Consider the following 24,463-nt stretch of genomic DNA (forward strand, 5'->3'; position numbering starts at 1 on the left):
CGCCGGGCGGCGCTCAGCCCGCGCCGTTCTCCTCGTCGTCGTCCCCGTCCAGCCGGAAGCCGACCTTCAGACCGACCTGATAGTGCTCGATCGCGCCGTCGACGAGGTGACCGCGTACCTCGGTCACCTCGAACCAGTCGAGATGGCGCAAGGTCCTGGACGCGCGACTGATCCCGTTGCGGATCGCCGCGTCCAGGCCCTCGGGTGACGAACCGACGATCTCCGTCACCCGGTAGATGTGACCGGACATAACCGCCTCCCTGGAGCACGGACGGGCACTCTCACCCCTACCACCGTGCACCGGCGGACGCCGATCCGCGAGTGCTAGGCTCGCCGCGGGCCGTGACTGGCGCGTCGGGATGGGAGCAACCATCGGGGAGCGGCCTTCGCCGTCGCGCGATGCTGGAGAGCCGTGCGCCTGGGCCATCGCGACATCCGTCCAGGAGGCCCCGTATGACCACTCAGCCCACCCCGAACGACCCCACCGGCGCGCTCGGCACCGAGTCCACCGCCTTCCGCGCCGCCATCGACGCGGTACGCGGCGTCGAGCCCCGCATCGCGGACGCCATCGGCGCCGAGCTGGCCGACCAGCGCTCCTCGCTCAAGCTCATCGCCTCGGAGAACTACGCCTCCCCGGCCACCCTGCTGGCCATGGGCAACTGGTTCAGCGACAAGTACGCCGAGGGCACCATCGGCCGCCGCTTCTACGCCGGCTGCAAAAACGTCGACACCGTCGAGTCGATCGCCGCCGAGCACGCCCGCGAACTCTTCGGCGCCCGCCACGCCTACGTCCAGCCGCACTCCGGCATCGACGCCAACCTCGTCGCCTTCTGGTCCGTCCTCGCCGCCCGCGTCGAGGCCCCCGCCCTGGAGCGCGCCCAGGCCCGCCAGGTCAACGACCTCACCGAGGCCGACTGGGCCGAACTCCGCCGCGACCTGGGCAACCAGCGCATGCTCGGCATGTCCCTGGACGCCGGCGGCCACCTCACCCACGGCTTCCGCCCCAATATCTCCGGCAAGATGTTCGAGCAGCGCAGCTACGGCACCGACCCGGCCACCGGCCTGCTGGACTACGCCGCCGTCCGCGAGGCCGCCCGCGAGTTCCGCCCGCTGATCCTCATCGCCGGCTACTCCGCCTACCCGCGGCTGGTCAACTTCGCCACCATGCGCGAGATCGCCGACGAGGTCGGCGCCACCCTCATGGTCGACATGGCGCACTTCGCGGGCCTGGTCGCCGGCAAGGTCCTCACCGGCGACTTCGACCCGGTCCCGCACGCCCAGATCGTCACCACCACCACCCACAAGTCCCTGCGCGGCCCGCGCGGCGGCATGGTGCTGTGCGACGACTCGCTGGCCGACCAGGTCGACCGCGGCTGCCCCATGGTCCTGGGCGGCCCGCTGCCGCACGTCATGGCCGCCAAGGCCGTCGCCCTCGCCGAGGCCCGGCAGCCCTCCTTCCGCGACTACGCCCAGCGCGTCGTCGACAACGCCGACGCGCTGGCCCAGGGCCTGCTGCGGCGCGGCGGCGCCCTGGTCACCGGGGGCACCGACAACCACCTGGCGCTCATCGACGTCTCCGGCTACGGGCTGACCGGCCGTCAGGCCGAGGCCGCGCTGCTGGACGCCGGCATCGTCACCAACCGCAACGCCATCCCGCGCGACCCCAACGGCGCCTGGTACACCTCCGGCATCCGCGTCGGCACCCCCGCCCTCACCACCCGCGGCGTGGACACCGACGGCATGGACGAGGTCGCCGAGCTGATCCACACCGTGCTCTCCGCCACCACCCCCGGCACCACCAAGAACGGCAAGCCCTCCAAGGCCGCCTACACCCTGGCCGACGGCGTCGCCGAGCAGGTGCGCGAGCGCTCCGCCGACCTGCTGGCCAAGCACCCGCTGTACCCGAACGTCGACCTCGGCTGAGCCGCGGCACCAGCGACGATGCATCTCCACCACACCACCCCGGCCACCGAGGACGAGGCGATCGCCCGTCAGCTGACGCTGCGCGCGCACGTCAGCCACGAGGACAGCGGGCCCGCGCCCGGTGCCCCCGCCACGGTCGCCGGGGTGGATGTGGCATACGACGACGAGCGCGGCATCGTCGCCGCGGCCGCCGTCACCCTGGACGCGCGGACGCTGGAGGTACGGGAGCGGGCGACCGCCACCGGGCCGGTCGCCTTCCCCTACCGGCCCGGCCTGCTCGCCTACCGCGAACTGCCCGCCGTGCTGGACGCCCTGGGACGCCTGGAAACCCCGCCCGACCTGGTCGTGTGCGACGGCTACGGCACCGCCCACCCCCGCCGCTTCGGCCTCGCCGCCCACCTCGGGGTACTGACCGGACTGCCCGCCATCGGCGTCGCCAAGAACCCCTTCACCTTCCGCCACCGGCCGCCGGGCCCCGAACGCGGCGCCTGGTCACCGCTGGTGGACGACACGGACGGCCCGCAGGACGCGGACGGGACGGCCACCGCCCACGGCACGGAACGGGCGTTCCACGGGGAGGAGGTCGGCCGCGCGCTGCGCACGCAGCCCGGCGTCAAACCGGTCTTCGTCTCCACCGGCCACCGCGTCTCCCTCCCCACCGCCTGCGCGCACGTGCTGAACCTGGCCCGCCGCTACCGCCTCCCCGAAACCACCCGCGCCGCCGACCAGCTGTGCCGGGCGGCGCTCAAGGCCGCCACCGCGCACCCTGGGGACACCTCCCAGCGTTAGCCGGGGGAGCTCACCCGGCCCGCCCCGGGGCCGGCAGCGCCTCCAGCAGCCGGTCCACGTCCGCGCCCGTGTTGTACAGATGGAACGACGCACGCAGCCGGCCGCCCCGGGCGGAGACCCGGATGCCCCGCTCCAGCAGGTCCCCGGCCGCCGCCCCGATCCCGGGCACCGACACGATCGGCGCGTCACCCGGCACCGGCTCGTACCCCAATGTGGCCAGACCCGCCCGGAACCGCCGCGCCAGCGCCACGTCGTGCGCCGCGATCGCCGCCGTCCCCACCTCCTCCACCAGCGACAGCGAGGCGGCCGTCCCGATCCCCGGCAGCAGGGCGTAACTGTCGTCGAACCGCCGGGCGCCGGGCGCCGGGTCCCGCACCACCCCGTAGCACGTGGCCCACGGGTCCCGCGCCGACACCCAGCCGGCCCCGGCCGGCGCGAGGGCGCCCCCGTCCGCCGGCATCGTCAGGAAGGACACCCCGCGCGGACCGAGCAGCCACTTGTACGTGTCGCACACCGTGTAGTCGAAATCCGCCGCCGACAGCGGCAGCCAGCCCATCGCCTGCGTGGCGTCCACCATGACCCGCGCCCCGTACCCGCGCGCCGCCTCACGCACCGCGCGCAGGTCCGCCAGCCGCCCGTCGATCGACTGCGCCGCGCTGACCGCCACCAGCGCCGTCCCCGCCGTCACCGCCTCCGCGAGTTTCTCCAGCGGCACCTCACGCACCACCAGATCCCCCCGGGCGGCGAACGGGTTGACCACCGAGGAGAACTCGTCCTCGGCGCACAGCACCTCGGCCCCGGCCGGCAACGACCTGGCCACCGTGCCGACATGCCCCGCCACGCTCGCCCCGATCGCCACTCGTCCCGGCTCGACGCCCGCGATCCGGGCGTACGCCTCCCGGGCTCCCTCCACCGTCGCGAACCCGGCCATCTGATCGACCCGGCCGTCCGCCATCTCCGCGACCGCCGCCTCCAACGCCCGTACCGTACGGGCCGGCAGTACCCCGTGGCTCGCCGTATCCAGATAGACCTTCCGCAACGCGTACTCGGCACGCAGTGTCGTCTCCATGGCGACAGTTTCCTGCCGCCGGACCTCCCGGGCCACTCCATTGATCCGGCCACTCCCGGTCGCCGCCCGGAAACGCTAAGGTGATGCCGCTCCGATCGGCCGAGCTGGGGAGGGCGAGGGATTGCGGCACCGCAGGACGGCACCGTGCGCCGTGACACTGGCGGCGGTCATCGTCCCCCTGCTGGGGGGCTGCGGCTCCGGCCACGGCACCCCGGACACCGGCGACGGCACGGCCCCGGCCACCGCATCGCACACCGACGCCACCCCGGTCACCGAGGAACCCGCCGACTGGGAACCCGACCCCGCCCGGCTGCCCACCGGCCGCGACGACGCCCTCGCCCTGGCCCGCGCGGTCTCCGCACAGCCGCACGACTACGGGCCCGGCTACCTGCCCCAGAACCCCTACGAGGCGGACCCGGACACCATGGCGGTGCTCGGCCAGGACTGCGTCTGGACCCGCGAGCCGCTGCCCGGCGAGGTGCTGGCCAACCTCACCCGCAACAGCGAACTGCCCGCCACAGCCACGGGAGCGGGCCCGCTGCGGGTGATGTCCTCGGTGACCGTCCACGACTCGGTGGCCGCCGCCGACCTGCGGATGGCCGGAATCCTCGAAGAGGTGCTGCGCTGCCCCGGACAGCAACTGCGCGCGGACGAACGCGTCACCGGGCTGCTGTCCATGGGCGACCCGGACAGCACGGACGGCCCGCTGCGCGCCGACGATCTCATCCACGAGGGCGGCGAGTTCACCAGCGACCTGTACGGCGGCCCGTACCCCTACCTGTGGGTCGTCACCCGGCGCGGCCCGGTCACCGTGGCCCTCGCCGTCAAGGGCACCGAGGGGTACGACGAGGCCGCCGTCGAACGGATCGTGACCGACGCCCAGGAACTGATGCTGGCCAGGGTGGAGAGCGCGCTGCGCTGAGCCGCGCACACAGGAAAGGGGCCGCGGCCGATGGAGCCGCTACGACCGTCCGACCCGCCGCGTATCGGCGGCTGCCGTCTGCTGGGACGGCTGGGCGAGGGCAGCACGGGCCTGGTCTACCTGGCCCGCTCGGTCGGCGGTACCCCGCTGGCCCTGAAGGTGCTGCACCGCCCGCGCCGCCCCTACCGGGGACCGGTCGTGCACCACCCGTGCCTGGTACGGGTGGTGGGCGGCGGCACGGACGAGAACGGCACCTGGGTGGCGTACCCCTACGAGCCGGGGCCCGCACTGCCATCGGCGGTGGCGGCCCACGGGCCGCTGCCCCGCCGGTCGGTGCGGGCGCTCGGCGGCATGCTGGCGGACGCGCTCGGCGCCCTGCACGCGGCCGGGCTGACGCACGGCGGGCTGCACCCGGGCAAGATCCTGCTGGCGGCGGACGGCCCCCGGCTCACCGACACGGCCGGTCCCGTGGTGCGCGGTGACGAGGCGTCCGACATCTTCGCGCTGGGCCAGGTCCTGGTGTACGCGGCGACCGGCCGGACCCCGTACGACGACCCGGCCGATCTGGCCGACGTCCCCCGCAGCCTGCTGGAGGTCCTCCAGGCCTGCCTCGACCCGGACCCGGTGCTGCGACCGGTGGCACGGGAGCTGAGCGAGGAACTGGGCGGGCACCAGGGCGAGGGCTGGCTGCCGCCCGCCCTGACCGCCGAGATCGCCGCCCGCGCGCAGCACCCGCCGGCGGGGGAGGAGCACACCCCCGGCCCGCCCGGGGAGCCGAGGGCGCAGCACCCGGAGCGGGGGCGGTACTCCCGGGGGTACGACGCCGTGGGTTCCGGCCTCGTCGGCCCGGCGGCACCGCGCCCGGGCCCCGCCGGCCCGGCCGCATCCGGGACGGCCGCGGCCGGGAGCGGGCACACGGCGGAGCCGGCCACCGGAACGCCCACCCGGCGGGGGCTGATCGCGATCGCCGCGGCCGGACTGGTGGTCGCCGGGGGCACCGCCTTCGGGGCCTGGATGGTGCGCCGGGCCAAGGGCACGGCCGGTGCCCCGGGCGCCGCCGGATCGCGATGGACCATCGGCCTGCACGTCGACCTCTCCGGCCCGCAGGCCCGCTACGGCCGGGGCCAGTACCACGGCATCACCATGGCCCTCGAAGAGCTGAACGAACACGGCAACCTCCCCTTCCAGCTGGAACTCGCCGTCCACGACGACGTCGGCGACCCGCCGAGCGCCGCCCGCGCCGCCGCCGAACTGGCCGCCGATCCCGCCGTGCTGATGGTCATCGGGCCCACCGGCGACGCCGTGGCCGACAGCGCCGCCACCGTCTACCAGGACGCCGGTCTGCCGGTCCTGAGCCTCTCCGTCGGCCACCTCGCCCACCGCGCCGACTACCCCGTCCTCCTGCACGGCCGCCCCGGCACCGGCACCACGGGGCTCGCCATCCCCGGCTGTCTCGCCGCCGGGGAGCACCCGCCCGCCCGGATCGGCCTCGTCGACGACCGCACCGCCGACACCCACAGCTGGCTCATCACCCGGGCCGTCAGCGGTGCCGTGGACCGCACCCGCGTCGCGCTGGTGCCCCGCGTCCTGCCCGCCGGCACCGAGGACTTCGCCCCCGTCACGGCCGAACTGCTCGCCGAGGGCGTGGACGCCGTCGTCTACGGCGGACTGCCGGACGGCGCCGCCCGGCTCGCCCGCGCGCTGCGCGCCGCCGGCTGGAGCGGCACCGCGATCGCCGGCGAGGCCGCCATGGACCCGCTCTTCCTCTCCGACGCGGGGCAGGCGGCCGAGGGCTGGCGGTTCGTGGCCGGCCACACCGACCCCGCCTCCGACACCAGGGCCGGCGGCTTCGCCCCCGTCCACCGCCGCCGGTTCGGCGAGGACCCGGAACCGTACGCCGCCGAGGGCTACGACGCGGCCCGCATGGTGGTCATCGCCATGCAGCGCACCCTGGAGGAGGGCGAGAGCCTGAACCGGGCCAACGTGCTGCGCCGGCTGCGCACCCTCACCTACAACGGGGTCGCCCGCCCGCTGGCCTTCGACCGGGCGGGCGACTACGCGGGCACCGGCCCGGCCGCCTACCAGTACGAGGTGGAGGCCGGACGATTCCGTTTCCTGGGTCCCGCGCCCGCCCCAACCACCGGTTCCGATGAGTAAGCTTCCGCCATGATGAGCGAGTTGCCCGAGGTCCGCGCCTCCGACGCCGAGCGGGAGCAGTACGCCGAGATCCTGCGCCGGGGGCTGGCCGAGGGCCGGCTCGTCATGGAGGAGTTCGACGAGCGGCTCACCGCCGTGTACGAGGCCAGGACCCGCGCGGAACTGGAGCCGCTGATCCGCGATCTGCCCGAGCGGGTGGACCCCCCGGCCGCCGCGGCGCCGGCCGGCGCCTCCGTCCCCGTACCGGCCACCGGCTGGGCCGCCCGGATCGGCCACCGCGCCACCACCCGCGGGGCCATCGCCGTCCTCGGCGGGTTCACCCGGCGCGGAGCCTGGACGATCCCGCGCCGCTTCCGCACGTTCGCCTTCATGGGCGGCGGCAACATCGACCTGCGCGAGGCGAACTTCGAGGAGCGCGAGGTGACCATCCGGGCCATCGCCGTCATGGGCGGCGTCTCGGTCACCGTCCCGCCCGGGATCGAGGTGGAGGTGCGCGGCTTCGGCCTGATGGGCGGCTTCGACCAGAACGCCAGCCGGGCCGGCGCCCCCGGCGCACCGCGCGTGGTGATCACCGGCTTCGCCTTCTGGGGCGGCGTCGGCGTCGTGCGCAAGAAGATCAAGGCCGGGGACGACGAGCGGCCGGAGCAGGGCAGCTGAACCGCTGCTGCGCCCCGGGTCGTGAAACCGTCAACACGGCGGCGGCGAGGCCACGGTGGCCCGCGGCGGTCAGCGGCCGCTGATCCTGACCCACACCCGTTTGCCCTCGGGGGTGGGTTCGAACCCGATGCTGTCCGCCATCTCGCGCAGCAGCCACAGTCCGCGGCCCTCTTCGGCGGTCCAGTCGGGGAGGGTGATCCGCGGCAGGACGGGGGAGCTGTCCAGGACGGTGACGCGTACCGCGCCGTCCTCCAGGAACAGCTCCAACCGACAGCGGGGATCGGGTACATGGCGGGCCACATTGGACAGCAGTTCGGTGACTCCGTGCAGCACCACTTCGGTGACGGCGTCCTCCTGCTGCCATTCGCGCATCGCGAGCTTCGCGAGGCGCCGGAAGTGGGCGAGGTCCGATCGTCTGGCCGTCAGCAGCCAGCTGTAGGAAAGTGGCTGGGCGGCGTCGGTGCTCCGGCTGGCGAGCGTCATGATCCCTCCATGTGCTCAGGGGCGTGTCGGTGAGCGCGTGCGGTGCGTACCGTCTCGCACTCTGCCCCGGTCCCACAGACCCTGACTCCCGGCAGTCCGCAAGGAATTCAGCCGCACATGTGGAGTTCATATCACTCGGATGAGTGGCGAAGGCAGTGGCGAATGCCGGGGGACGGCTTTACGCCACTGCCTGCCGGTCAGTTGACCGGAATCGCCCGCCGCGCGGATCTCAGCCGCGGAGCGCTTCGGCGATCGCGTCGGCGATCGGCGTGGTGGGCCGGCCGATCAGTCGTGCCAGGTCACCGGGGGTGGCGGCGAGCAGTCCGCGCGCGATGGCCAGGTCCACGTCGACCAGGATCGCGGCGTACGGCTCGGGGAGCCCGGCGGCCACCAGGTTCGCTGTCTGCCGCTCGGCGGTGACGGCGTTGTAGGTGATGTCCTTGCCGGAGAGCCGGGCGACCTCGGCGGCGTACTCGGCGAAGCTCCAGGCGGTGTCGCCGCTCAGCTCGTACACCGTGTTCGCGTGGCCCTCGCCGGTCAGGACCGCGGCCGCCGCGGCGGCGTAGTCGGCGCGGGAGGCGGAGGCGACCCGGCCCTCGCCCGCGGCGGACACCACCTGGCCGTGCTCCAGCACCGGGCCCAGCTGGGCCGTGTAGTTCTCGTGGTACCAGCCGTTGCGCAGGAAGGTGTACGGCAGCCCGGAGGCGAGGATCGCCTCCTCGGTGCCCTTGTGGTCATCGGCCAGGGTGAAGTCGGCCGCCGGGCCGCCGAGCACGCCGGTGTAGGCCAGCAGCGCCACCCCCGCCTCCCGGGCGGCGTCGATGACCGCGGTGTGCTGCGGGATCCGCCGGCCGACCTCGTTGCCGGAGATCAGCAGCACCCGGTCGCCGGCCGCGAAGGCGCCGCGCAGGGTGGCCGGGTCGTCGTAGTCGGCGATCCGGAGCCGGACCCCGCGCTCCGCCAGGTCGGCCGCCTTCGCCGCGTCCCGCACCACCGCCGCCACCTGATCGGCCGGTACCGACGCCAGCAGGGCGTCGATGACCAGTCGTCCCAGCTGACCGGTGGCTCCCGTGACTACCAGCATGCTCGCTACTCCCTCGGGGATGGTTTCTTCTCGTACGTCGCGTGCGTCTCCCACGGTAGGCGGGTCACTAACTCAGGGAAAGTACCCACTTTGAAGTAAGCTACTGGCATGGATGTGAGCAGGAAGCACAATGTGAACGCCGCCGACTGTCCCTCCCGCGCCGTGCTGGAGCACGTCACCAGCCGCTGGGGTGTCCTGGTGCTGGCGCTGCTGCGCGACGAGGGGTCGCTGCGCTTCAGCGAGCTGCGGCGGGCCATCTCCGGCATCAGCGAGAAGATGCTCGCCCAGACCCTCCAGACCCTGGAGCGCGACGGGTTCGTGCACCGGGCGGCGCAGCCGGTGATCCCGCCCCGGGTGGACTACTCGCTCACCGAGCTGGGCCGGGAGGCAGCCGCCCACGTGTGGGGCCTGGCCCGCTGGGTGGAGGAGCGGCTGCCGCAGGTGCAGGAGGGGCAGCAGCGGTACGACCTGGCCCGCGCCGCCGCCACCCGCTGATCCGCCCGGGCCGGCCGGCCCCGGTCAGCCGCTCCAGCGCTCGGCCAGCGCGGCGGGCATCTGCCGCAGATGGTCGTTGGTGGCGCGCTGGAGCGCCACGAGCGAGCCGTCGCCGCGCCGCGTCCAGTCCTGGGCCGCCAGTGCCGAGGCCACCACGTAGGCCCCGACGAGCAGGGAGGGGCGCAGATCCCCGGGGGCGGTGCGCTCGCGGCGGGCGAGCACGGCGGCCATCCGCTGGTGCGCCGCGGCGGAGTGGACCATCTGGGCGGCGCGCAGTTCCGGCTCCACGCACACCAGCCGCAGCGCCGGCAGGACGGTCTCCAGCGACTGGGCGGCCGTGATCTCCATGACCCGGGCGCCCGCCTCCCGCAGCACCATGAGCGGTGGTTCGTGCTCCGGCCGCCGTTCCGCCTCGGTGAGGAAGTGGTCGGTGATCTCCTGGACCGGATGGAGAACCAGCTCCTCCTTGCTGGCGAAGTAGCGGAAGAACGTCCGCTCCGAGACCCCCGCCTCGCGGGCGACGTCCCCGATCGTCGTACGGCCGTACCCCCGGTCGAGGAACAGGTCGAGTCCGCGGCGCAGCAACTCCTGCCGGGTTCGCAGCTTGTGGCTCGCGCGCGCTCCCGGTGCGGTGGTGTGGGGTCCCATGCAGGCATGTTACGTCGCTGAAATGTACATGGAAACGGTCGCGTATCGATCCGCTTGCGTTTCGATGGGGCGCGTCCTACGCTCTGACGTGTACGACACCGTTTCGATCCACTGGGGGCCGCATGACGGGCCGGGCCGGCGAGGCGTCCACCCGCAGGACCGCGCGCAGCAAGATCACCCCCGAGCGCGAGGCCGAGCTGTACGAGGCCGTGCTCGAACTGCTGCGGGAGCGCGGCTACGACGCGCTCACCATGGACGCCATCGCCGCCCGCACCAGATCCAGCAAAGCCACCCTCTACCGCCAGTGGGGGACCAAGGGCCAGCTGGTCATCGCGGCACTGCGGCACGGCAAGCCGTTCGACATCGAGGACATCGACACCGGCACCCTTGCCGGCGATCTGCGGGAGATGACCCGCCGCACCGGCAAGGCCGCCGGCGAGGACACCGAACTGCTCCAGGCCATCACCCACGCCGCCCGCCAGGACGGGGATCTGCGACTGGCCATGCGGGAGATGCTGATCCGCCCGGAGAGCGAGGTCCTGGAACGGGCGCTGGCCCGCGGCGCGGAACGCGGCGAGGTGGACCCCGGCAACCCGGCCCTCGGCTACGTCGTCCACGCCCTGCTCGGCGCGCTCCTCGCCCGCCCGCTGATCGAGGACGACTACGCGGACGGCCCCTACCTGGAGCACTTCCTGGACTCGGTCGTGCTGCCCGCCCTGCTGCTGCGGCCGGAGAACCCCCGCCCCTGACCCGACCCCGACGTCCCGTCTCCCCGCCCACCCGGACCGGCCGCCCCGACGGCCGCCGGGACGGCACCGCTCGCCACCGAACCCCTATCACGCCACATGCTTGATCAGGAGACCCCCGCATCATGGCGACTTTCCTCTACAGAATGGGCCGCTTCTCCTTCGTACGGCGGCGCTGGATCGTGCTGCTGTGGGTGGTGCTGCTCGGCCTCGCGGGCGCCGGCGCCGCCACCAACTCCGAACCCGGCTCGACCGAGTTCACCATCCCCGGCACCGAGGCACAGCAGGCGTTCGACCTGCTGAACGAGCGTTACCCCGGCTCCGGCGCCGACGGGGCCACCGCCCGCGTCGTGATCCGCGCCCCCGAAGGCGAACTGATCACCGACCCCACCCACCAGAGCGCCGTCCAGGACCTGGTCGCCGACCTGCGCTCGGGGTCCGGCCTGGTGGCCAACGTCGCCGACCCGTACGAGTCCCAGGCCATCAGCGAGGACGGGTCCACCGCGTACGCCCAGGTCTCCTACCTGGTCAAGGGCCTGGAACTGGAGGACGCGGACCGCGACGCGCTGGAGGGCGCCGCCGAGGCGGGACGTGCCACCGGGCTGACCGTGGAGATCGGCGGCGACGCCCTCCTCCAGATCCCCGCCACCGGCATCACCGAGGTCATCGGGGTCGCCGTGGCCGCCGTCGTCCTCGTCATCACCCTCGGCTCCCTCATCTCCGCCGGACTGCCGCTGCTCACCGCGCTGATCGGGGTCGGCGTCGCGGTGGCCACCATCACCGCGCTCACCGGTCCGCTCGGCCTCGACGGCACCACCCCCATCCTGGCGATGATGCTCGGCCTCGCCGTGGGCATCGACTACGCCTTGTTCATCGTCTCCCGCTACCGGGCCGAACTCGCCGAGGGCCACTCCCACCCGGAGGCCACCGGACGGGCGCTGGGCACCGCGGGCTCCGCCGTGGTGTTCGCCGGGCTCACCGTCATCATCGCGCTGGCCGGGCTCGCCGTCGTCAACATCCCCATCCTCACCAAGATGGGCCTGGCCGCCGCCGGTTCGGTACTGATCGCCGTCCTCATCGCCATCACCATGATCCCCGCGCTGCTGGGCTTCGCCGGGGACCGCATCCTGCCCCGGCGCACCCGCAACCGGCCCGCGGCACAGGACACCAGCGCCACCACCGGCAGCACCGGCGACCCGGGCGCAACGGACCCCGGCCCGGCGGCCACCCGCCCCAACATGGGCACCCGCTGGGCCCGCTTCGTGCTGCGCCGCCCGCTCGCCGTCCTGCTGGTCGCCGTCCTCGGCCTGGGCACCCTCGCCCTGCCCGCCACCCAGATGGAACTGGGCCTGCCCGACGACGGGACCCAGCCCACCGACACCACCCAGCGCCGCGCCTACGACCTGCTCGCCGAATCCTTCGGCGCCGGCTTCAACGGCCCCCTGATGGTGGCCGTCGACGGCCAGGACACCGATGGCGGCGTCAGCTCCGCCGCCGAGCGCGCCAGGGCCACCATCGAGGGCCTGGACGATGTCGCCGTCGTCACCGAGCCGGTGCTCAGCGAGGACGGCTCCACCGCCATCCTCACCGTGATCCCGTCCTCCAAGCCGCTGAGCACCGAGACCGAGAACCTGGTGACCGCCATCCGGGACGGCGCGGGCCAGCTGCGCGCCGACACCGGCGCCACCTTGCTGGTCACCGGCCAGACCGCCATGGGCATCGACGTCTCCGACAAGCTCAACGATGCCCTGCTGCCCTACCTGGCCCTCGTCGTCGGCCTCGCCTTCCTGCTGCTGATCCTCGTCTTCCGCTCCCTGCTGGTGCCGCTCAAGGCCGCCCTCGGCTTCCTGCTGTCCGTGCTGGCCGCCCTCGGCGCCGTCGTCGCGGTCTTCCAGTGGGGCTGGCTGGGCGGCCTGTTCGGCGTCGAGGAGACCGGACCGGTGATGAGCCTGATGCCGATCTTCCTGGTCGGCGTGGTCTTCGGACTCGCCATGGACTACGAGGTGTTCCTGGTCACCCGCATGCGCGAGGCGTACGTCCACGGCCAGAGCCCCGCCGAGGCCGTCGTCACCGGATTCCGGCACGGCGCCCGGGTCGTCACCGCCGCCGCCATCATCATGATCAGCGTCTTCGCCGGGTTCGTCGGCTCCACCGAACCCATGGTCAAGATGATCGGCCTCGGCCTGGCCATCGCCGTCTTCTTCGACGCCTTCGTCGTGCGGATGACCCTGGTGCCCGCCGTCCTGGGCCTGCTCGGCCGGTCCGCCTGGTGGCTGCCGTCCTGGCTGGAACGGGTGCTGCCCGACGTCGACGTGGAGGGCGAGAAGCTGCAACAGCGCCTCGGCGCACCACGGGACGGGACGAAGACCCACGAGGCGGCCGTGCCGTAAAACGGTTCAGCGCTCCGCGCGTGGCAGGCGGCCCGAGTGTCGGCGCCGCCTGCCACAATGCACAGCGCGGCGCAGAGCGCGCCGGGAAAGCGGAGCGTGAGACGTGACACAGTCCGTGGCGGGCAGGTCCATCGAGAGCAGGATCGCCGAGGAACTGGGCGTACGGGAGGGGCAGGTGACGTCCGCGGTGGGGCTGCTGGACGGCGGCTCCACGGTGCCGTTCATCGCCCGCTACCGCAAAGAGGCCACCGGCATGCTGGACGACGCCCAGCTGCGCGCCCTGGAGGAACGGCTGCGTTATCTGCGCGAGCTGGAGGAGCGCCGCGCGGCGATCCTGGAGTCGATCCGCGGCCAGGGCAAGCTGGACGACGCCCTGGAGCAGCGGATCAACGCCGCCGAGACCAAGGCCAGGCTCGAGGACATCTACCTGCCCTACAAGCCCAAGCGCCGCACCAAGGCGCAGATCGCCCGCGAGGCCGGCCTCGAACCGCTGGCAGACGGCCTGCTGGCCGACCCCGGCGTCGATCCGCAGACGGCAGCCGCCGCGTTCACCGACGAGGCCAAGGGCGTCCCCGACGCCGCCGCCGCCCTCACCGGCGCCCGCGCCATCCTCACCGAACGCTTCGGCGAGGACGCCGACCTGCTCGGTGAGCTGCGCGAGAAGATGTGGACCACCGGCCGGGTGGCGGCCAAGGTCCGCGAGGGCAAGGAGGAGGCCGGCGCCAAATTCGCCGACTACTTCGACTTCGCCGAGCCCTTCACCAAGCTGCCCTCGCACCGGATCCTGGCCATGCTGCGCGGCGAGAAGGAGGAGATCCTCGATCTCACCCTCGACCCCGAGCCCGCCGACGCCGCACCGGCACAGGACGGCCCCAGCGCCTACGAACGGGCCATCGCCCACCGGTTCGGCATCAGTGACCGGGGCCGCCCCGGCGACGCCTGGCTGGCCGAGACCGTCCGCTGGTCCTGGCGCACCCGCATCCTGGTGCACCTCGGCATCGACCTGCGCACCCGGCTGCGCACCGCCGCCGAGGACGAGGCCGTCGACGTCTTCGCCGCCAACCTGCGCGACCTGCTGCTCGCCGCCCCCGCGGGCACCCGCGCCACCATGGGCCTGGACCCCGGGCTGCGCACCGGCGTGAAGGTCGCCGTCGTCGACGCCACCGGCAAGGTCGCGGCCACCGACACAATCTACCCGCACGCCCCGCGCCGCAACTGGACCGAGGCGCTGGCCCGGCTGGGCACCCTGGTCACCGAACACGGGGTGGAACTCATCGCCATCGGCAACGGCACCGCCTCGCGCGAGACCGACAAGCTGGCCGGCGAACTGATCTCCGCCCTCGCCCCGGCCAAGCTGACCAAGATGGTGGTCTCCGAGGCGGGCGCCTCCGTCTACTCCGCCTCCGCCTACGCGGGGGAGGAACTGCCCGACCTCGATGTGTCGCTGCGCGGCGCCGTCTCCATCGCCCGCCGGCTCCAGGACCCGCTCGCCGAGCTGGTGAAGATCGACCCGCGCTCCATCGGCGTCGGCCAGTACCAGCACGACCTGTCCGAGGTGAAGCTCTCCCGCTCCCTGGACGCGGTGGTCGAGGACTGCGTGAACGGCGTCGGCGTCGACGTCAACACCGCCTCCGTGCCGCTGCTGTCCCGGGTCTCGGGCATCTCCGGAACGCTGGCCAAGCTGATCGTGGCCCACCGCGACACCAACGGCCCCTTCCACAGCCGCCGGGCCCTCAAGGACGTCTCCCGGCTCGGCCCCAAGGCGTTCGAGCAGTGCGCGGGCTTCCTGCGGATCCGCGACGGCGAGGACCCGCTGGACGCCTCGGCGGTGCACCCCGAGGCGTACCCGGTGGTGCGCCGCATCGTGCGCGAGACCGGCAGGGAGGTCGGCGCGCTGATCGGTGACAGCGCCGCGCTGCGCGGGCTGCGGCCCGCGGACTACGTGGACGACACCTTCGGCCTGCCCACCGTCACCGACATCCTGGGCGAGCTGGAGAAGCCGGGCCGTGACCCGCGCCCCGAATTCCGCGCGGCCCGCTTCAAGGAGGGCGTGGAGAAGATCGGCGACCTGGAGCCCGGCATGGTGCTGGAGGGCGTGGTCTCCAACGTCGCCGCCTTCGGCGCCTTCGTCGACGTCGGCGTCCACCAGGACGGTCTGGTCCATGTCTCGGCGATGTCCGCCAAGTTCGTCTCCGACCCCCGCGAGGTGGTCAAGCCGGGCGACATCGTCCGGGTCAAGGTCCTGGACGTGGACGTGAAGCGGCAGCGGATCTCGCTGACCCTGCGCCTGGACGAGGAGCGCCCGGCCGGCGGCGGGCGCGCCGAGCGGGACGGTGCCGGCGCCCCGCGTCAGCGCGACCGGCGCGGCGGCGGCCAGGGGGAGCAGCGCGGCGGCCGGGGCGGCCGGCAGGGCGGTGCCGGGGCGCGCCAGGGCCGCGGCGGTGCCGCGCCGGCGGCGCAGCCCGCCAACGGTGCCATGGCCGACGCCCTGCGCCGCGCCGGACTGCTCGGTGGCGGCAACGGCAACGGCGGCGGAAACGGTGGCCGGGGCGGCCGGGGCCGCTGATCAGCACCGTACGGCGCCCGTAGTAGCACCGCCGACACAGCGCACAGGGCCAGGGCCCGGGAGAGCGAATCCCGGGCCCTCGCCCCTTTTTGCGGCAAAAAGTCACGGGATATGCACTGATGGTAGCCGAGCTTGTCACAGCGAAGGAAAATAACTTACGGTGCCGTAACCTACGGTCTCGTAGGTACGTCCGTGATCCCGCCGCTCTTGGAGCCCCCGTGACACTGAGTTCCGACCACATCTCCGTCAAGGACACGTGGACCGACGCCCGGCTGCTCTTCGCCCTGGAGGAAGTCGTCGAGAAGGAGCTCAACCGCCATCTCGCGGTGGCCAAGGACTGGATGCCGCACGAGTACGTACCCTGGAGCGAGGGACGGAACTTCGACGGGCCGCTGGGCGGCGAGCCGTGGGCGCCCGAGCAGTCGAAGGTCACGGACGTGGGGCGCACCGCCCTGGTGGTCAACCTGCTCACCGAGGACAACCTCCCCAGCTACCACCACGAGATAGCCACACTCTTCGGCCGGGACGGCGCCTGGGGCACCTGGGTGCACCGCTGGACCGCCGAGGAGGGCCGGCACGGCATCGTGATGCGGGACTACCTGCTCACCACCCGCGCCGTGGACCCGGTGCAGCTGGAGAACTTCCGGATGCAGCACATGTCCGAGGGCTTCGAATTCGACCACCCCGAGTCGATGCTGCACTCGGTCTCCTACGTGGCCTTCCAGGAGCTGGCCACCCGGATCTCGCACCGCAACACCGGACACCACTCCGGCGACCCGGTCTGCGACCGCATGCTGTCGCGGATCGCCACCGACGAGAACCTGCACATGGTCTTCTACCGGAACCTGCTGCGGGCTGCCTTCGAGCTGGCGCCCGACCGCACCATGTGCGCCGTGCGCGACGTGGTCGTCAACTTCCGGATGCCCGGCCACGGCATCCCCGGCTTCGAGCGCGCCGCGGCCCGGATGGCGCTCGGCGGCATCTACAACATGCGCATCCACCACGACGACGTGCTCCAGCCGGTGCTGCGGTTCCTGAAGGTCATGGAGGTGCAGGGCCTGGGCCCCGAGGGACAGCGCGCCCAGGAAGAGGTCGGCATGTTCATGAACGGTCTGGACACCGAGGCCCGCAAGTTCGACGAGCGTCTCGCCGCCCGTCTCGCCCGCCAGGCGGCCCGAAAGAACGGCTGACGCGCGCACGGCGGGAATACGGTTGCCCGGACCCCGCCGACCGCCGTACGCTCGATGACGGCCTTGTCGTCGGCGAGGGGAGAGGCCGTTGCGCATCTGAGGTCTGGGACACCGTGAGCCCGTGGGCCCGTACGGCAGCACTGCCCGTACGGCGCGCCGCGTCACGTGTGCGACCTCGGAAGTGAGCGGCCCGTATGTCACGCCCCCACGCATCCGATCACCCATCGACGGTCCTGGCCGGCCCCGGTGTCCCGATGAGCTGCGAACCCCTCTCATCGACGAACACCGGGAGACCGGCATGGCCCCCACCACCGCACACATCACCTGCCACGGGCTGACCTTCGGCTGGCCCGACGGCACCCCCCTCTTCGACGGCCTCGACCTGGCGCTGGGCCCCGGCCGCACCGGGCTGATCGGCGTGAACGGCTCCGGCAAGTCCACCCTGCTCCGGCTGATCGCGGGCGAACTCACCCCGGCGGCCGGCACCGTACGCGCCGCGGGCGACATCGGATACCTGCCGCAGAACCTCACCCTGGACACCTCGCGCCCGGTCGACGAGGTGCTGGGCATCGAGGGGACGCGTGCCGCCCTGCACGCCATCGAGTCCGGCGACGCCGCCCCCGAGCACTTCGCGGCGGTCGGCGACGACTGGGACATCGAGGAACGCACCCGGGCCGTCCTGGACGAACTCGGCCTGCACGACGTGGGCCTGGACCGTACGGTCGGCGAGATCTCCGGCGGCCAGAGCGTGCTGCTGCGGCTGGCCGCCCTGCTGCTGCGCCGCCCCGCCGTCCTGCTGCTGGACGAACCCACCAACAACCTCGATCTGCGGGCCAGGGAACGGCTGTACGCGGCCGTCGACGCCTGGCGCGGGGTCCTGGTCGTGGTCAGCCACGACCGGGAACTCCTGGAACACGTCGATGAGATCGCGGATCTGCGGGACGGCGAGGTGGTCCGCTTCGGCGGCACCCTCTCGGCGTACGAGGCGGCGGTCGCCGTCGAACAGGAGGCCGCCGAGCGGACGGTGCGTGCCGCCGGGGCCGATGTGCGCCGGCAGAAACGCGAACTCGTCGAGGCGCACGAGAAGCTGGCCCGCCGGGCGGCGGCCGGGCGCCGGACGGCGCAGAGCGGCAGCCTGCCCAAGATCCTGGTGGGTGGCCGCAAACGCCAGGCCCAGCAGACCGCGGGACGCACCCGCGCCCTGCACGAGGACCGGCTGGCCGGCGCCCGGGAACGCCTGGAGGAGGCCGAGTCCGCCGTCCGCGACGACGCCGAGATCCGCGTGGAGCTGCCGGCCACCGAGGTACCGGCGCGGCGGCGGGTGCTGACCCTGACCGACCTGGTGCCGCGGCACGGCGCCGGCGTCGATCTCCAGGTGCTCGGCCCCGAACGGATCGCCCTGACCGGCGGCAACGGATCGGGCAAGACCACCTTGCTGCGCACCATCACCGGGGAGCTGGACCCGCTCTCGGGCGAGGCACGGGTGCATGTGCCGCTGCGTTACCTGCCGCAGCGGCTGGACGTGCTGGACGACGCGCTCAGCGTGTACGAGAACGTGCGGCGTCTCGCGCCGCAGGCGCCGGGGCAGCGCATCCGTGCCCAGCTGGCGCGGTTCCTGTTCCGGGCCGGGCGGGCCGATCAGGTCGCGGGCACCCTGTCCGGGGGCGAGCGGTTCCGTGCCTCGCTGGCCGCGCTGCTGCTGGCCGAGCCCGCCCCGCAACTGCTGTTGCTGGACGAGCCGACCAACAACCTGGACCTGGCCAGTGTCCGCCGGCTGACGGCGGCGCTCGACGCGTACCGGGGCGCGCTGCTGGTCGCCAGCCACGATCTGCCGTTCCTGCGGGAGATCGGCATCACCCGCCGGCTGCGGGCCGAGGGGGAGGAACTGGTGGAGGGCGACCCGCTGTAGGAGGCGCCCGGACGTACGGCGGCCGGGGCGGTGGTCATCCACCGCCCCGGCCACGGCCGCCTGGAGCCTGCTGGGATGTGTCAGACAGGACCTAGCCGAGCTGGTTCTTCTGGAGCCGCGCGTACGCCCCGCCCCCGCGCATGAGTTCCTCATGGCTGCCGATCTCCAGCACCTTGCCCTGGTCCATCACCACGATGCGGTCGGCGCCGCGGATGGTGGACAGCCGGTGGGCGACCACGAACACGGTGCGCCCGCGCATCAGACGGCTCATCGCCTCCTGCACCAGCGCCTCCGAGCGGGTGTCCAGGGCGGAGGTGGCCTCGTCCAGCACCAGAATGCGCGGGTCGCGGATGAGGGCCCGGGCGATGGCCAGACGCTGTCGCTGGCCGCCGGAGAGCCGTGCGCCGCGCTCGCCGACCACGGTCTCCATACCGCTGGGCAGCCGGTCGACGAACTCCAGGGCGTTGGCGTCCCGCAGGGCCCGGCGCACCTGTTCGTCGTCCACCTTCTCCAGGCCGTAGCCGACGTTCTCCCGGATGGTGCCCTCGAAGAGCACCGACTCCTGCGGCACCACCGACAGGAACCGCCGGTAGCTGCGCAGGTCCAGGGTGGCCATGTCCCGGCCGTCCAGCGTGATCCGCCCGGAGACGGGCCGGATGAAGCCGATCAGCAGGTTGAGGATGGTGGATTTGCCGGCTCCCGAGGCTCCCACCAGGGCGATCGTTTCGCCTGGTGGCACCGACAGGTTGAAGCCGGTGACGGCCGCCTGTCCCTCGGTGTCGTAACGGAAGCCCACCCGCTCGAAGTCGATCCGGCCGCCGACCTTCTCGATGCGCTGCTTCCCGTCGTTGACCTCCAGGTCGGGGGCCTGCAGCACCTCGCCGAGCGAGCGCACCGATTCGAGCCCCTTGGTGATGATCGGGGTCAGGCCCATCAGCACGGTCATGGAGGCGGTGAGGGTGGTGAAGAAGGTGGAGAGCATCACCACGTCCCCGGGGGTCATCGGCAGCCAGGCGTAGTAGGCGACCAGCGCCGCCAGCGCCAGACAGCCGATGCCCAGGGCCTGCAGCAGGATCCAGGCCAGCGCGCCGAAGTGGCCGTTGAGCATGTCCAGGCGCAGGCCGGCGGTGAGCACGTTGCGCAGTGAGCCGTCCACCCGGGCGACCGCGGTGCGTTCCAGGCCGTGGGCCCGGGTGACGGGGATGAGCGAGGTCATCTCGCCGACACGGGAGGAGAGTTGCTCGACCTCGCGGCGGAACTGCGCGTTGTGGGAGCGCAGTCTGGCCCGCAGCCGTTGGACCAGCAGGGCGGCGGCCGGCACCACGATCAGGAACGCGGGCAGCGCGGCGGGGACCCGCAGGCCGATCACCGCGAGTCCGCCGGCCAGCGTCATGACGGCGTTCAGGCCGTTGTCCGAACTCTGCTGGACGGAGGTCTCGATGTTCTCCACGTCGCGGATGACCTTGGTCTGCAGCGCGCTGGCGCTGACCCGGGAGTGGTAGCCGATGGACAGCTCCTGCATCCGCCGGCACAGGGCGGAGCGCAGCCCGGTGCCGGTGCGGCGGACGCTGCCGTACAGACAGCGGATGTACAGCAGGTGCATCGGATAGTTGAGGGCCAGGACCACCGTCAGGACAGCGATGTTGGTGGCCAGGTCCGAGATCGGGCGCTGCTCCACCACGATGTCGATGATGTTCGCGGTGACCAGCGGCAGCAGCCAGACCGGGGAGTGCTTGACGCCGAACGCGAGCACGGCGACCAGCAGCCGGGCCCGGTCCTCTCGGAAGAGGTAGGCGAGGGTCCGTACGGGGTGTTCACCCCGATAGCGGTGCTCCAGGGGGCCTTGCGGCAGAGCCATGAATGCAGCCCTCCAAAAGCCAGGGGGAATGGGTCGCGGGGACCTTGCCCCCCTTGGCCGTCGAACAGTCGCCGAAATTGTGATGGCAAGCGCTCTTGGTCACTTTGATGATGCTTTGGGGTATTTCATTGGGGTCTTTGCGCAACGATGCGCCCGGCCGGTCGGGTGACGGCCGGGTTTTGTCGTAAAGCAAGCTGAGATGAAGAGAAGCGGTCAGAATCCGCTGAGGATCCTATGAATTGCGCTCATTCGGTCATGCCGCGCTGGCACATGCCAAGACTCGGAAAGATGGACAGCCGATCAGGTGCCGCGCCGCACCCCACCGCCCCCGCCGCGTCCGGTGATCCGGGCGTCTGGCGCCTCACCGCCGCCCCCGTCGACGCCTCCGTACCGCTGATCCGGCACGCGGTGCGCGACCTCCTGCACCGCCGGCACATCCCGGTGAGCGCCGACCGGATGGGCTCACTGCTGCTGATCGTCTCGGAGCTGGTCACCAACGCCGTACGGCATGCCGCCCTGCTCACCCCGCAGATCGGCATCGAGGTCGCGCTCACCCCCGGCCGGGTCCGGATCGCCGTCGAGGACGGTCACCCGTACCGGCCCAAGGCCCTGGAAGCCAGGGTCGAACACACCAGCGGACGCGGACTGCTGCTGGTGAAGATCGTCACACACGAGGCCGGCGGCACCTGTGGCGTGGACGCCACCGCCGCCGGCGGAAAGATCATCTGGGCCGAACTGCCCTGGGACCGCTACTGACCAGGGGGTTTCACCAGCCGGCGGCCGGCCCCGTCACCGCCCGGATCCCCGGACGCGCCGCGTCCAGCACCGTCATGAACCAGGCCGAGAACGGCGCCCGTTCGTGCCGGCGCGCCAGCTCCTGCGGCGTGACGAAAGCGGTGTCGCCGACCTCCGAGGGATCGGGCCGCACCTCCTGCTCCAGGACCCCGGCGAACAGATGGTTGAACTCCTGTTCCACCAGGCCCGACTGCGGGTCCGGGTGGTTGTAGCGCACGGTGCCCGCCTCCCGCAGCAGCACAGGTGAGACCCCCAGCTCCTCCGCCGTGCGCCGCGCCGCCGCGACGAACGGCGGCTCCCCGGGCAGCGGATGCCCGCAGCACGTGTTGGACCACACTCCGGGGGAGTGGTACTTCCCCAGCGCCCGGCGCTGGAGCAGCAGCCGCCCCGCCGGATCGAACAGGAACACCGAGAACGCCCGGTGCAACTGCCCCGGCGCCTGATGGGCGGCGAGCTTCTCCGCCGTGCCGATGGTCCGGCCCGCCTCGTCGACCAGCTCCAGCATGATCGGATCCACACTTACGTCCTTGCTGTCGGGCATGGTCACCTTCTCGGGCTGTGTCGCGTGCTCCCTGCGAGGTTATCCCGGGCGGCCGGAGCCCCTTGACTCAGTGGCACAGGCGGGGCTCATGAGCCGCATGCCCGTGCGGTTCCAGCTGGAACGTGCAGTGCTCCACGTCGAAGTGCTCACCCAGGCACCCCTGGAGCTCGTGCAGCAACCGCTCGTGCCCCACCGCGTCCAGCGTCTCCCGGGTGACCACCACGTGCGCCGACAGCACCGGCATGCCCGATGTGATCGTCCACACATGAAGATCGTGCAGATCCGTCACCCCCGGCAGATCCATGATGTGCCGCCGCACCGCCGCGATGTCCACGTCCTTGGGCGCGGCCTCCAGCAGCACCTCCAGCGCCTCCCGGGCCAGCTTCACCGTCCTGGGCACGATGAGCAGCGCGATGAACAGCGAGGCGATGGTGTCCGCCCGCTGCCAGCCGGTGGTCCAGATCACCAGCGCCGCGATCACCACCGCCACCGACCCCAGGGTGTCCGCCAGCACCTCAAGGAACGCGCCGCGCACATTCAGCGACTCCCGCTGCCCGCGCATCAGCAGCGAGAGCGACAGCAGATTCAGCAGCAGACCCGTCACACCGAAGACGATCGTCAGCCCGCCGGGCACCTCGGCCGGCTCCCGCAGCCGGTGCACCGCCTCGTACAGGATGTAGCCGCCCACTCCCAGCAGCAGCACACAGTTCACCAGCGCCGCGAGGATCTCCACCCGGGCCAGGCCGAACGTACGGCGCTCACTGGTGGGCCGGTTCGCCACATGGATCGCCAGCAGCGCCAGCGCGATGCCCACCCCGTCCGTCGCCACATGCCCGGCGTCCGCCAGCAGCGCCAGCGAACCGGTCAGCCCGGCACCGATCAGCTGGGCGATCAGCAGTACCACCGCGATGAGCAGCGCGATCAGCAGCCGTCCCCGGTACGCGGTGCCGGCCGTGCCATGGCCGTGCCCGTGACCGGACGACCCCCCGTGACTGTGTCCCGCTCCCATGGAACCGACCCTCCGTGACGTGACCGGGGCAGCCCGGTGGGCCGCCGCTCCGCCGGCGTTTCACGCGCCAAGTGAACTACGGGAGGGGGGTATGCGCAACGCGACGGTGAACACCGTTGTCATGTGCTCTGACCTGCGGCTTTCTCCTAAGCCTTGGGGTGGTGGAAACGCCAGCCCTGCCACGCGGAGGACACCATCTCGGCCAGCGAGTACGAGGCGGAGAAGCCCAGCAGTTCCTCGGCCCGTGCCACCGACGCCACCACCTTCGCCGGATCCCCGGGGCGCCGCTCGACCACCTTCGGCGCCGGCTTCCTCAGCCCCGTGACGTCCGCGACGAGATCGGCGATCTCCCGCACCGAGGCGCCCACGCCGGTGCCGATGTTCACCGTCAGATCCCGGCCCGGCTCGGTCAGCGACCGGGCCGCCGCCAGGTGCGCGTCCGCCAGATCCGCGACATGGACGTAGTCCCGCACCCCCGTGCCGTCCGGCGTCGGATAGTCGTCGCCGAAGATCAGCGGCGCCTCGCCGCGGGTCAGCCGTCCGAAGAACATCGGGATGATGTTGAACTCCCCGGTGTCCGCCAGCGCCGGCTCGCGCGCCCCGGCCACATTGAAATACCGCAGATTGGCCGTGGCGATGCCGTGCGCCCGCCCCGTCGCCCGCACCAGCCACTCGCCGGCCAGCTTCGTCTCCCCGTACGGGTTCACCGGCGCGCACGGAGTGTCCTCCGTCACCAGCTCCACATCCGGGGTGCCGTACACCGCCGCGGAGGAGGAGAAGACGAACCGTCCCACCCCGGCCGCCACCACCGCCTCCAGCAGCACCGTCAGCCCGTGCACGTTGTCGCGGTAGTAGTCCAGCGGCTGCTCCACCGATTCCCCCGGCTGCTTGCGCGCCGCCAGGTGCACCACCCCGGTGACCTCGTAATCGGCCAGCACCCGGTCCAGCAGCGGCCGGTCGAGCACCGAACCCCGGCCCACCGGAACTCCCTTGGGCAGCCGGTCGTCCACTCCCGTGGAGAAGTTGTCCAGCACGACCACCCGCTCACCCGCCGCGGTCATGGCGTGCACCACATGTGCCCCGATGTAACCGGCTCCGCCGGTGATCAGCCAGGTCATGATCGCCAGCCTAACCGGCCCACCACACGGCGTGCGTACCGTAGCCGCACTGTCGCGTAGTGTCATCACCGGCGCCGGTTTTGCCTCTTGGATGAACTCGGGGTTTCCTGACCA

At 72.5% G+C, this 24,463-nt stretch carries 21 protein-coding genes and 1 riboswitch; of the genes, 12 read left to right on the forward strand and 9 right to left on the reverse strand.

Annotated elements, in window-relative coordinates:
- Positions 1 to 13 precede the first annotated feature (13 nt).
- Positions 14 to 250, reverse strand: coding sequence for a dodecin (locus tag ACTFAP_RS26225; protein ID WP_495682616.1), 237 nt, complete (start codon positions 248 to 250; stop codon positions 14 to 16).
- Positions 251 to 332: 82 nt separating this feature from the next.
- Positions 333 to 431: riboswitch (ZMP/ZTP riboswitch) on the forward strand.
- Between the two features lie 22 nt (positions 432 to 453).
- Between ACTFAP_RS26225 and ACTFAP_RS26230 the strand changes: the two genes are divergently transcribed.
- Together ACTFAP_RS26230 and ACTFAP_RS26235 are read left to right on the forward strand one after the other, a co-directional pair.
- Entirely contained in the window at positions 454 to 1,923 is a 1,470-nt protein-coding gene (locus ACTFAP_RS26230) for a glycine hydroxymethyltransferase (protein WP_500467599.1), read from the forward strand.
- 18 nt (positions 1,924 to 1,941) lie between these two features.
- Complete coding sequence (locus ACTFAP_RS26235) at positions 1,942 to 2,712, forward strand: endonuclease V (protein ID WP_500467600.1); 771 nt, start codon at positions 1,942 to 1,944, stop codon at positions 2,710 to 2,712.
- Between the two features lie 10 nt (positions 2,713 to 2,722).
- Here the strand turns inward: ACTFAP_RS26235 and ACTFAP_RS26240 are convergent, their stop codons facing one another.
- A complete protein-coding gene (locus ACTFAP_RS26240) occupies positions 2,723 to 3,781 on the reverse strand; it encodes an aminotransferase class V-fold PLP-dependent enzyme (RefSeq protein ID WP_495682619.1) in 1,059 nt (352 codons plus the stop codon).
- 151 nt (positions 3,782 to 3,932) lie between these two features.
- On the opposite strand from ACTFAP_RS26240, the gene ACTFAP_RS26245 reads away from it, so the two are divergent.
- The 3 genes from ACTFAP_RS26245 to ACTFAP_RS26255 are packed head-to-tail and all read left to right on the forward strand — an operon-like array spanning position 3,933 to position 7,517.
- A complete protein-coding gene (locus tag ACTFAP_RS26245; RefSeq protein ID WP_495682620.1) occupies positions 3,933 to 4,703 on the forward strand; it encodes a hypothetical protein in 771 nt (256 codons plus the stop codon).
- Positions 4,704 to 4,733: 30 nt separating this feature from the next.
- Complete coding sequence (locus ACTFAP_RS26250) at positions 4,734 to 6,860, forward strand: ABC transporter substrate-binding protein (protein WP_500467601.1); 2,127 nt, start codon at positions 4,734 to 4,736, stop codon at positions 6,858 to 6,860.
- A 9-nt stretch (positions 6,861 to 6,869) separates the two neighbouring features.
- Entirely contained in the window at positions 6,870 to 7,517 is a 648-nt protein-coding gene (locus tag ACTFAP_RS26255) for a DUF1707 domain-containing protein (protein ID WP_495682622.1), read from the forward strand.
- Between the two features lie 69 nt (positions 7,518 to 7,586).
- Here ACTFAP_RS26255 and ACTFAP_RS26260 read toward each other — a convergent pair whose 3' ends face one another.
- Together ACTFAP_RS26260 and ACTFAP_RS26265 are read right to left on the reverse strand one after the other, a co-directional pair.
- Positions 7,587 to 8,000, reverse strand: a complete 414-nt coding sequence (locus ACTFAP_RS26260) for an ATP-binding protein (protein WP_495682623.1) — start codon at positions 7,998 to 8,000, stop codon at positions 7,587 to 7,589.
- Positions 8,001 to 8,229: 229 nt separating this feature from the next.
- A complete protein-coding gene (locus ACTFAP_RS26265) occupies positions 8,230 to 9,084 on the reverse strand; it encodes an NAD(P)H-binding protein (RefSeq protein WP_495682624.1) in 855 nt (284 codons plus the stop codon).
- A 108-nt stretch (positions 9,085 to 9,192) separates the two neighbouring features.
- Between ACTFAP_RS26265 and ACTFAP_RS26270 the strand changes: the two genes are divergently transcribed.
- The gene (locus ACTFAP_RS26270; RefSeq protein ID WP_390126105.1) at positions 9,193 to 9,579 is read left to right on the forward strand and encodes a winged helix-turn-helix transcriptional regulator; all 387 of its coding nucleotides are present in this window, start codon (positions 9,193 to 9,195) and stop codon (positions 9,577 to 9,579) included.
- Positions 9,580 to 9,603: 24 nt separating this feature from the next.
- Here the strand turns inward: ACTFAP_RS26270 and ACTFAP_RS26275 are convergent, their stop codons facing one another.
- Positions 9,604 to 10,227 (reverse strand): TetR family transcriptional regulator, encoded by a 624-nt coding sequence (locus ACTFAP_RS26275; protein WP_500467602.1) that lies wholly within the window; start codon positions 10,225 to 10,227, stop codon positions 9,604 to 9,606.
- Positions 10,228 to 10,349: 122 nt separating this feature from the next.
- On the opposite strand from ACTFAP_RS26275, the gene ACTFAP_RS26280 reads away from it, so the two are divergent.
- The 5 genes from ACTFAP_RS26280 (at position 10,350) to ACTFAP_RS26300 (ending at position 19,028) form a co-directional block, all read left to right on the forward strand.
- Complete coding sequence (locus ACTFAP_RS26280; RefSeq protein WP_500467603.1) at positions 10,350 to 10,976, forward strand: TetR/AcrR family transcriptional regulator; 627 nt, start codon at positions 10,350 to 10,352, stop codon at positions 10,974 to 10,976.
- Positions 10,977 to 11,098: 122 nt separating this feature from the next.
- Positions 11,099 to 13,363, forward strand: a complete 2,265-nt coding sequence (locus ACTFAP_RS26285; protein WP_500467604.1) for an MMPL family transporter — start codon at positions 11,099 to 11,101, stop codon at positions 13,361 to 13,363.
- A 103-nt stretch (positions 13,364 to 13,466) separates the two neighbouring features.
- The gene (locus ACTFAP_RS26290) at positions 13,467 to 15,929 is read left to right on the forward strand and encodes a Tex-like N-terminal domain-containing protein (protein ID WP_495682627.1); all 2,463 of its coding nucleotides are present in this window, start codon (positions 13,467 to 13,469) and stop codon (positions 15,927 to 15,929) included.
- 218 nt (positions 15,930 to 16,147) lie between these two features.
- Positions 16,148 to 17,119: an acyl-ACP desaturase gene (locus tag ACTFAP_RS26295; protein WP_495682628.1), complete on the forward strand. Its 972-nt coding sequence runs from the start codon at positions 16,148 to 16,150 to the stop codon at positions 17,117 to 17,119.
- Between the two features lie 298 nt (positions 17,120 to 17,417).
- Entirely contained in the window at positions 17,418 to 19,028 is a 1,611-nt protein-coding gene (locus ACTFAP_RS26300; RefSeq protein WP_500467605.1) for an ABC-F family ATP-binding cassette domain-containing protein, read from the forward strand.
- Between the two features lie 91 nt (positions 19,029 to 19,119).
- Here the strand turns inward: ACTFAP_RS26300 and ACTFAP_RS26305 are convergent, their stop codons facing one another.
- Positions 19,120 to 20,886, reverse strand: a complete 1,767-nt coding sequence (locus ACTFAP_RS26305) for an ATP-binding cassette domain-containing protein (protein WP_495682630.1) — start codon at positions 20,884 to 20,886, stop codon at positions 19,120 to 19,122.
- A gap of 288 nt (positions 20,887 to 21,174) precedes the next feature.
- Here ACTFAP_RS26305 and ACTFAP_RS26310 point away from each other — a divergent pair, with 288 nt between their 5' ends.
- A complete protein-coding gene (locus ACTFAP_RS26310) occupies positions 21,175 to 21,642 on the forward strand; it encodes an ATP-binding protein (RefSeq protein ID WP_495682631.1) in 468 nt (155 codons plus the stop codon).
- A 10-nt stretch (positions 21,643 to 21,652) separates the two neighbouring features.
- Here ACTFAP_RS26310 and idi read toward each other — a convergent pair whose 3' ends face one another.
- The 3 genes from idi to galE all read right to left on the reverse strand — a co-directional run bounded on the left by idi (position 21,653) and on the right by galE (position 24,349).
- Complete coding sequence (gene idi, locus ACTFAP_RS26315; RefSeq protein WP_030731519.1) at positions 21,653 to 22,222, reverse strand: isopentenyl-diphosphate Delta-isomerase; 570 nt, start codon at positions 22,220 to 22,222, stop codon at positions 21,653 to 21,655.
- A 67-nt stretch (positions 22,223 to 22,289) separates the two neighbouring features.
- Positions 22,290 to 23,231 carry a cation diffusion facilitator family transporter gene (locus ACTFAP_RS26320; protein WP_500467606.1) on the reverse strand — a complete coding sequence of 314 codons (942 nt, stop codon included), beginning with the start codon at positions 23,229 to 23,231 and terminating at the stop codon, positions 22,290 to 22,292.
- A 146-nt stretch (positions 23,232 to 23,377) separates the two neighbouring features.
- Positions 23,378 to 24,349 carry a UDP-glucose 4-epimerase GalE gene (galE, locus tag ACTFAP_RS26325; RefSeq protein WP_495682633.1) on the reverse strand — a complete coding sequence of 324 codons (972 nt, stop codon included), beginning with the start codon at positions 24,347 to 24,349 and terminating at the stop codon, positions 23,378 to 23,380.
- Positions 24,350 to 24,463: the final 114 nt, after the last annotated feature.

It is taken from the genome of Streptomyces sp. PH9007, from assembly GCF_059813725.1.